Origin of the sequence: Salinisphaera sp. SWV1 (assembly GCF_052044155.1) — a bacterium.
Classification (GTDB): Bacteria; Pseudomonadota; Gammaproteobacteria; order Nevskiales; family Salinisphaeraceae; genus Salinisphaera.
The window spans coordinates 68,035-74,723 of record NZ_JBQDYE010000022.1 but is presented as its reverse complement, the minus strand read 5'-3'; the positions used below and the strand labels follow the sequence as shown (position 1 = coordinate 74,723).

Here is a 6,689-nt window from a genome sequence, read left to right as displayed (position 1 = left end):
CCCGAGCCGGCGGTGGCCGTGCTTCCGGCGGACGTGGACCTGGCCTTGCCGCGGTCGGCGTCCTGACGCGAGTCGCCGCCGGTCCTGGCCGTTTCCCGGGCACCGTCGGACGGCTTCGCACTCGCCGAGGCGCCGGCCGCGGCCCGGGTTTCGGCACCGGGGCTCGAAGCGCTTTTCTGCCCGGACGCGGCCTGGCCGCCCGATTTGTTCGACTCGCCACCGGAAGCGCCCGACCCGGCCGCCGATTGGCCCCGGCCGCCATCGCCCGGCGCCGCCTTGTGGTCGGTTGCCGGCCTGTCGCCGGCCGCCGACGCCGTGTTCGGGCCGGCCTTCGACGGCTTGCTGCCGCTCGATTGGCTGTTGTCTTCGGGCTTGGCCGAGGACTGGGCTCGGTCGGCGTCGTTCTTGTCGCGCTTGTCTTGAGTCATAAGGTAGCGGCTATCCCCCGGTGTCGGTTACCGTCATTGTCCACGGACCGGCCAGATGCGGTCCAGCGCAGCCACTGCGCCCGCCGCATCCATGCGTTCGATGACCACCGGTTCCACCGACCAATCATCAACGTCGCAGCCGGCTTGTTGTACCACACGCTGGCTGGCCGCCACCAACCGCAGATGCGCCAGCCGGGCGCGTTTGGCACCGCTGGCGAGGGTGGCCAGATGCCGCCAGGCCTCGGCGCTGGTCACGATCACGGCATCCGCCGACAGCAATTGCCGCAGCCGCGCATCGCCGATCGCCGCGGGCGCGCGGCGATACAGTGCAATCTTGTCGAGTTGCGCGCCACGCGCGATCAGGGCATCGGCCAGCGCCGCCCGCCCACCCTGGCCCGAGAGCAGTGCGACGCGCCGCCCGGCCACCCGGCGCAGTCGCGGCAACGCCAGCAACCCTTCCGAATCGGCACGCCCGGGCCTGGCCACGGCGACGCCGGTATAACGCGACAGCGCCTCGGCGCTCGCCGCGCCGACGGCCACAAGCGTGCCCCGGGGCGCCCAGTACGGGCGCAGACGGGCCGCGCCCGCCACCGCGTTGGCCGAAGTCGCGATCACGATATCGGCGGCTTCCGCCCGGTCGAGCGCGGCCGCGGCCACCGCAGCATCGGGCGGCGGCTCGATGACCAGCAATGGCTCCACCAGCACATTCGCGCCAGCCGCTTCGAAAGCGGCGCGCCATGCCCCGGCCTGCGCGATCGGCCGCGTCAGCCAGACCGTGGCACCGGACAGATCAGGGGGCGACATGCGAATCGCGTGCGGCTCAGCCGAGAGCCGCGAGGATGCGGTCGGCGCCGGCGGCCAGCAGGCGTTCGGCCAGTGCATGCCCGAGCGCCGTGGCCTCGTCGACCGGCCCGCTGAGTTCGTCGCGTACCATCTGCGTGCCGTCCGGGCGCCCGACACAGGCCCGCAGGCGCAAGATGACGCCGTCGTGCGTGGCGTGCGCCGCGATCGGCAGATGACAGCTGCCCTCCAGCCGACTGTTGACCGCGCGCTCGGCGTCGATGCGCACATGGGTGTATTCGTCGTCGAGCGCGGCGATGGCGGCGGCGGTGTCGTCATCGGCGGCACGGATCTCGATGCCGAGCACGCCCTGGCCGATCGCCGGCAGGCTCTGCTCGGGGCTTAGCTCGCAGCGGATGCGCGCGGCCAGTTCCAGCCGCTCCAGCCCGGCACAGGCCAGCAGGATGGCGTCGTATTCGCCGGCATCCAGCTTGGCCAGACGGGTCTGCACATTGCCGCGCAGGTTCCGGATCTCCAGATCCGGGCGCAGATGCTTGATCATCGCGGCGCGACGCAGGCTGGACGTACCCACGACCGCGCCGGCCGGCATGGCTTGTGGGGTGTCGTAGGTGTTGGATACGAACGCATCGAGCGGGCTCGCCGGCGCCAGCACCACCGGCAGCGCGAATCCGGGCGGCAGTTCGGCCGGCACGTCCTTCATCGAATGCACTGCCAGATCGGCTTCGCCATTCGTCATCGCGGCTTCGAGTTCCTTGAGAAACAATCCTTTACCGCCGATGGCCGACAACGGCCGGTCGGTAACGCGATCGCCCTCGGTCCGGATCGGCAGCAGTTCGACGTCGGTGTCGGGCAGGGCGATCGCCAGGCGCGACTGCACATGACGGGCCTGCCACAGTGCGAGTTCGGACTGGCGGGTGGCGATACGCAGGGTCTTGGGCATGAACAAAGGCTCGCGGGTGGTCGTTTTCTCGGCGATCGGCAGCAAAGGACCGCCGCGAATGAATCAGGATTCGAGCAGGGCCCGGACCTCGGCCAGGCGGCGCCGGGACACCGGCACCGTGGCGTCGATGTGGCGCAGGGTCAGACAGGCACTGCCGTCACTATTGTATTTGAGTCCGGTGACGTGGGCACGGGCGACCAGCGCCTTGCGGTGGACCCGCATGAAGTTGTCCGCCAGCGATTGTTCCAGGGTGGCCAGCGACTGTTCGATCAGCAGTTCGCCGTGCATATGAAACACCGAGGTGTATTTCCGGTCGGCCCAGAAATACAGAATGTCGCGAATCGCCACGCGCTCGATGCCATCGCGGGTGCGTGCGCTCACATAGCCCATCGGGCCGCGGCCGTCCGGCTGGCCAGCGAGCGCGCTGTACTGCGCCCGGCTCGGCTGACGCGCCCGGGCGAGTGCGGCCGCCAGATCATCGCGCCGCACCGGCTTGAGCAGGTAGCCGTCGGCCTGACTGTTGTGCGCCGACAACGCATGCTCGCTGTGCGCCGTGATGAAGATCACCGCCGGCGGCAGATCGGTGTCGGCCAGTTCGCGCGCCACCTGCAGGCCATCGATACCCGGCATGTGCACGTCCAGCAGCACGGCGTCCGGCGCCAATTCGGACACGCGCTGGATGGCCGACCGGCCCTCCGAGGCCTCGCCGATCACGGCATGGCCGGGAAAGGTCTCGATCATGCGGCGCAGCCGCTCGCGTGCGAGCGGCTCGTCGTCGACGATCATGACATTCATTTCAGCGCGTCTTCTCGCTCTTGTTGGGGTAGTACAAGCCTAACCGTGAACCACGTGTCGTCATGCATGAAATCGAGCCCGGCCTGCCCATCGTAAACCAGTGCCAGTCGACGCCGGATATTCGACAACGCCTGGCGATGTCCCGGCGCACGTCCGGCGCTCGCCGCCACCGGGTTGCGCACCTCGGCGCACAGCGCCCCGGCCTCCACCCAGGCGCGGACCCGGACCGTCCCGCCGTCGGCCAAGCGCGCCACGCCGTGGCCGATGGCGTTTTCCACCAGCGGCTGCAGGCACAGCGACGGCAGCCGCGCCTCCCTTGCGGCCGGCGACAGATCGACGTCCATCGCCAACCGGTCGCCCAGGCGCAGTTTCTCGATGCGGACGTAGGCATCGATGAGACGCATTTCGTCGGCGAGCCGGATCGCGGCCGGACTTTCGGCGTTCAGGCGGGCCCGCAGCAACGTCGCCAGATCCTCGAGCGCGATTTCCGCCTCGGCCGGCCGAGACGCGATCAGTGCGGCGACGCTGTTGAGCGTGTTGAACAGGAAGTGCGGCTCGATACGGGCCTGGAGCGCTTCCAGCCGGGCGCGCAGCTCGGCCTCGGCGTGCGCCGCCCAGGACGCGCGCAACCAGAAATAACGCAGCCCCAGTGCCGCGACCACCGCGCAGACGCCCATGCTGCGCAGCACGAACGCCCCCTGGCCACTGTGCTCGATCAATAACCCGAACCCGGTGAACCGCCCGGCCGCGAACACGATTTCAGTGACCGCCAGGGTCACCAACAGCAGGCTGATGTATGACAGGGCCACCACGATGCGCGTATCCCGCCCCTGCGCGTAGCGGCGTATCAGACACAGTGCCGCCGCGCTGCAAACGCCGATCCATTGAAGATAAACCGACAACAGAAACAGCCGCCGCCATAGATCGCCGGACATCGAGCCGCCCAGCGCCAGCACGATCGCCACCGCCTCACACACCAGAAGCACACGGAGCACGCGCGCGCCGGTACAGAAGTCGGGCAGTATGGCGGTCGGCGATTCGGACTCGGGCATCGCCTACAGTTTTTGAATACCCGGGCCACGGCGTCAAGCCGGCGCATTGCTATACTCGCGCCCACTGCGCACGCAATGGATGCACCGATGAGCACGCAATCGAGCCATCAGACCTGGGGCGGCCGTTTCGCCGAGGGCCCGGATGCCCGGGTGGCCGCGTTCACCGAATCGATCTCGTTCGAGACGCGGCTGGCGCCCTACGACATCGCGGGATCGATCGCGCATGCCCGCATGCTGGCGGCCATCGGCGTGCTCACCACCGATGAATTCGGCGCGATCGAGGCCGGCCTGAAAGCCATCGAGGCCCGTATCAGCGCCGGTGAATTCCCCTGGGACGCCGCGCTCGAAGATGTGCACATGAACATCGAGGCACGGCTGACCGCGGATATCGGCGCGCTGGGCAAGAAGCTGCACACCGCGCGTTCGCGCAACGATCAGGTGGCCACCGACGTGCGCCTGTGGCTGCGCGACACGCTCGATGCGCTGCTCGGCGAAGTCAACCGGCTGCGCGCCGGGCTGGTCGAACTCGCCGAACGCGAGGCCGATACCATCATGCCGGGCTTTACCCACATGCAGGTGGCCCAGCCGGTGACTTTCGGCCACCACATGCTGGCCTGGCAGGCGATGCTGGCGCGCGACGCCGAGCGGCTGGCCCAGATCCGCGCCCGTGCCAACGTGCTGCCGCTGGGCGCCGCCGCGCTGGCCGGCACCACCTTTCCCATCGACCGCGAGATGGTGGCCAACGAACTCGGCTTCGACGGCGTCATCGATAACTCGCTGGACGCGGTATCCGATCGCGATTTCGCCATTGAATTCGTCTCGGCGTCGGCGACGATCATGATGCATCTGTCGCGTTTTTCCGAGGAACTGATCCTGTGGATGAGCCCGGCCTTCGATTTCGTCGAACTGCCCGATCGCTACTGCACCGGGTCCTCGATCATGCCGCAGAAGAAAAATCCCGACGTGGCCGAGCTCACCCGCGGCAAGACCGCCCGCGTACAGGGCCATCTCACCGCCCTGCTCACACTCATGAAAGGCCAGCCGCTGGCCTACAACCGCGACAATCAGGAAGACAAGATCCCGATGTTCGACACCGCCGACACCGTCGGCGCGTGCCTGGCCCTGTTCGCCGATATGGCCCCGCATATCGCGGTCAAGCGCGAACAATGCCGGGAAGCCGCGCGCCGCGGTTTCGCTACCGCCACCGATCTGGCGGATTACCTGGTGCGGGCCGGCGTCGCCTTCCGCGATGCCCACGAGATCGTGGGCAACTGTGTCTCGCGTGCCATCCGCGAAGGCCGCGACCTGGCCGAACTGGAACTGGCCACCCTGCGCGAGTATTCCGAAGCGATCGGCGGAGACGTCTACGAGGTGCTGACGCTGGAAGGCTCGGTGGCCGCCCGCAACCATATCGGCGGCACCGCGCCCGACCAGGTACGCGCCGCCGCGGCGCGGGCGCGCCAAAAGCTGCAAAGCTGAATCGCGGAGAAGGTTTCAGAAAAACCGTCCGCAGATCCCGGACAAACTGCTTTTCGGACCGCGCTACCCCGCCCTCACGGAACGGCGCTGACTTGCCGAACAGACCCAAGCGCGCACGGTAGAGCGCGGAGATATCCTCAGGGCGTTCTGGCAAGACTGGTCCGCAAATGAACGCGAAATAAACGCAAATCAAAAACAATTTTCTGTCTTATTTGCGTTTATTGGCGTTCATTTGCGGACGGCTTTCCCGCGGACCGGGTTCTATTGCTCGAACAGATCCGCCCGGGCGCGGTAGAGCGCGGAGATATCCTCGTCGCCATGGCCGTCGGCCATGAGCTGTTCGTATTCCTCGCGCGTCTTGGCCGACAGCGGTAGTTTGCCGTGCTTCAAGCCTGCCATGTGCAGGCAGATGCCGAGGTCCTTGTGGTGATGCTTGAGCTTGAAGCCGGGGTCGAAGACGTCGCGCACCATGGTCTTGCCGCGATGGTTGACGAACCAGTTGCCGGCCGCGCCCGAGCCGACCACGTCGACCACCTTGTCCAGCGGCAGTTCCATGGCGGCGGCAAAGCGCATGGCCTCGCACACCGCCTGGTTGATGCCGGCCACCATGATCTGGTTGACCGCCTTGGTCGCCTGGCCGGAGCCGATCGGCCCCATCAGGGTGATGCCCGAGCCCATGGCTTCGAGCACGGGCCTGACGCGTTCGAACACCGCGTCGTCGGCGCCGACCATGATCGACAGCGTGCCGTTCTTGGCCCCTTCCGTGCCGCCGGAGACGGGGGCGTCGACGAACGCCGCCCCGGCTTCGCCGACGCGTCGGGCCGCTTCCCGGGCAGTATCGCTGGCCACCGTCGAGCAATCGATCACGACATGCCGCTCGGTCAGCGCGCCGGTCAGGGCATCGACCATGGCCAGCACATCGTCATCCGCCGAGACACAGATCACGATCGCCTCGGCGTGAGCGGCGGCCTCGGCCGGGTCGGTGACGACTTTCACATCGTGTTCGCCGGCGAAATCCTCGGCCCGGCGGGTGGTGCGGTTATAGACGGCCGTCAGCAGACCGGCCGCGTGAAGATTGGCGGCCATGCCGTGGCCCATGCCGCCGAGCCCCAGAAATGCACTGTTCATGACTTCGATTCCATGCGTGGTTTCCGATCGATGATAAGCTTTTGAAACCGAGGGCCCAAACCGACG

Annotated in this window: 6 protein-coding genes and 1 pseudogene; 1 reads left to right on the top strand and 6 read right to left on the bottom strand. The window is 67.7% G+C overall.

What is annotated here, in order from left to right; all coding sequences use genetic code 11:
* The 5 genes and pseudogenes from ACS8YF_RS12010 to ACS8YF_RS11990 form a co-directional block, all read right to left on the bottom strand.
* Nucleotides 1-428, bottom strand: a pseudogene (locus ACS8YF_RS12010) (hypothetical protein); the annotation flags it as partial.
* 33 nt (nt 429-461) lie between these two features.
* Nucleotides 462-1,232, bottom strand: coding sequence for a uroporphyrinogen-III synthase (locus tag ACS8YF_RS12005; protein ID WP_440850439.1), 771 nt, complete (start codon nt 1,230-1,232; stop codon nt 462-464).
* Between the two features lie 16 nt (nt 1,233-1,248).
* The gene (gene hemC / locus ACS8YF_RS12000) at nt 1,249-2,169 is read right to left on the bottom strand and encodes a hydroxymethylbilane synthase (protein WP_440850438.1); all 921 of its coding nucleotides are present in this window, start codon (nt 2,167-2,169) and stop codon (nt 1,249-1,251) included.
* A 63-nt stretch (nt 2,170-2,232) separates the two neighbouring features.
* Nucleotides 2,233-2,955, bottom strand: coding sequence for a LytR/AlgR family response regulator transcription factor (locus tag ACS8YF_RS11995; RefSeq protein ID WP_440850437.1), 723 nt, complete (start codon nt 2,953-2,955; stop codon nt 2,233-2,235).
* 5 nt (nt 2,956-2,960) lie between these two features.
* On the bottom strand, nt 2,961-4,016 hold the full coding sequence (locus ACS8YF_RS11990) for a sensor histidine kinase (RefSeq protein ID WP_440850436.1): 1,056 nt from the start codon (nt 4,014-4,016) through the stop codon (nt 2,961-2,963).
* A gap of 87 nt (nt 4,017-4,103) precedes the next feature.
* Between ACS8YF_RS11990 and argH the strand changes: the two genes are divergently transcribed.
* The gene (argH, locus tag ACS8YF_RS11985; protein ID WP_440850435.1) at nt 4,104-5,495 is read left to right on the top strand and encodes an argininosuccinate lyase; all 1,392 of its coding nucleotides are present in this window, start codon (nt 4,104-4,106) and stop codon (nt 5,493-5,495) included.
* 261 nt (nt 5,496-5,756) lie between these two features.
* On the opposite strand, the gene ACS8YF_RS11980 is transcribed toward argH, so the two are convergent.
* Nucleotides 5,757-6,623: an NAD(P)-dependent oxidoreductase gene (locus tag ACS8YF_RS11980; RefSeq protein WP_440850434.1), complete on the bottom strand. Its 867-nt coding sequence runs from the start codon at nt 6,621-6,623 to the stop codon at nt 5,757-5,759.
* Nucleotides 6,624-6,689 lie beyond the last annotated feature (66 nt).

Excerpts from the sequence above, each read along its gene's own strand:
- argH (WP_440850435.1), top strand. The coding sequence starts at position 4,104 with ATGAGCACGCAATCGAGCCATCAGACCTGGGGCGGCCGTTTCGCCGAG.
- ACS8YF_RS11990 (WP_440850436.1), bottom strand. The coding sequence starts at position 4,016 with ATGCCCGAGTCCGAATCGCCGACCGCCATACTGCCCGACTTCTGTACC.
- ACS8YF_RS11980 (WP_440850434.1), bottom strand. The coding sequence starts at position 6,623 with ATGAACAGTGCATTTCTGGGGCTCGGCGGCATGGGCCACGGCATGGCC.
- ACS8YF_RS11995 (WP_440850437.1), bottom strand. The coding sequence starts at position 2,955 with ATGATCGTCGACGACGAGCCGCTCGCACGCGAGCGGCTGCGCCGCATG.
- ACS8YF_RS12005 (WP_440850439.1), bottom strand. The coding sequence starts at position 1,232 with ATGTCGCCCCCTGATCTGTCCGGTGCCACGGTCTGGCTGACGCGGCCG.
- hemC (WP_440850438.1), bottom strand. The coding sequence starts at position 2,169 with ATGCCCAAGACCCTGCGTATCGCCACCCGCCAGTCCGAACTCGCACTG.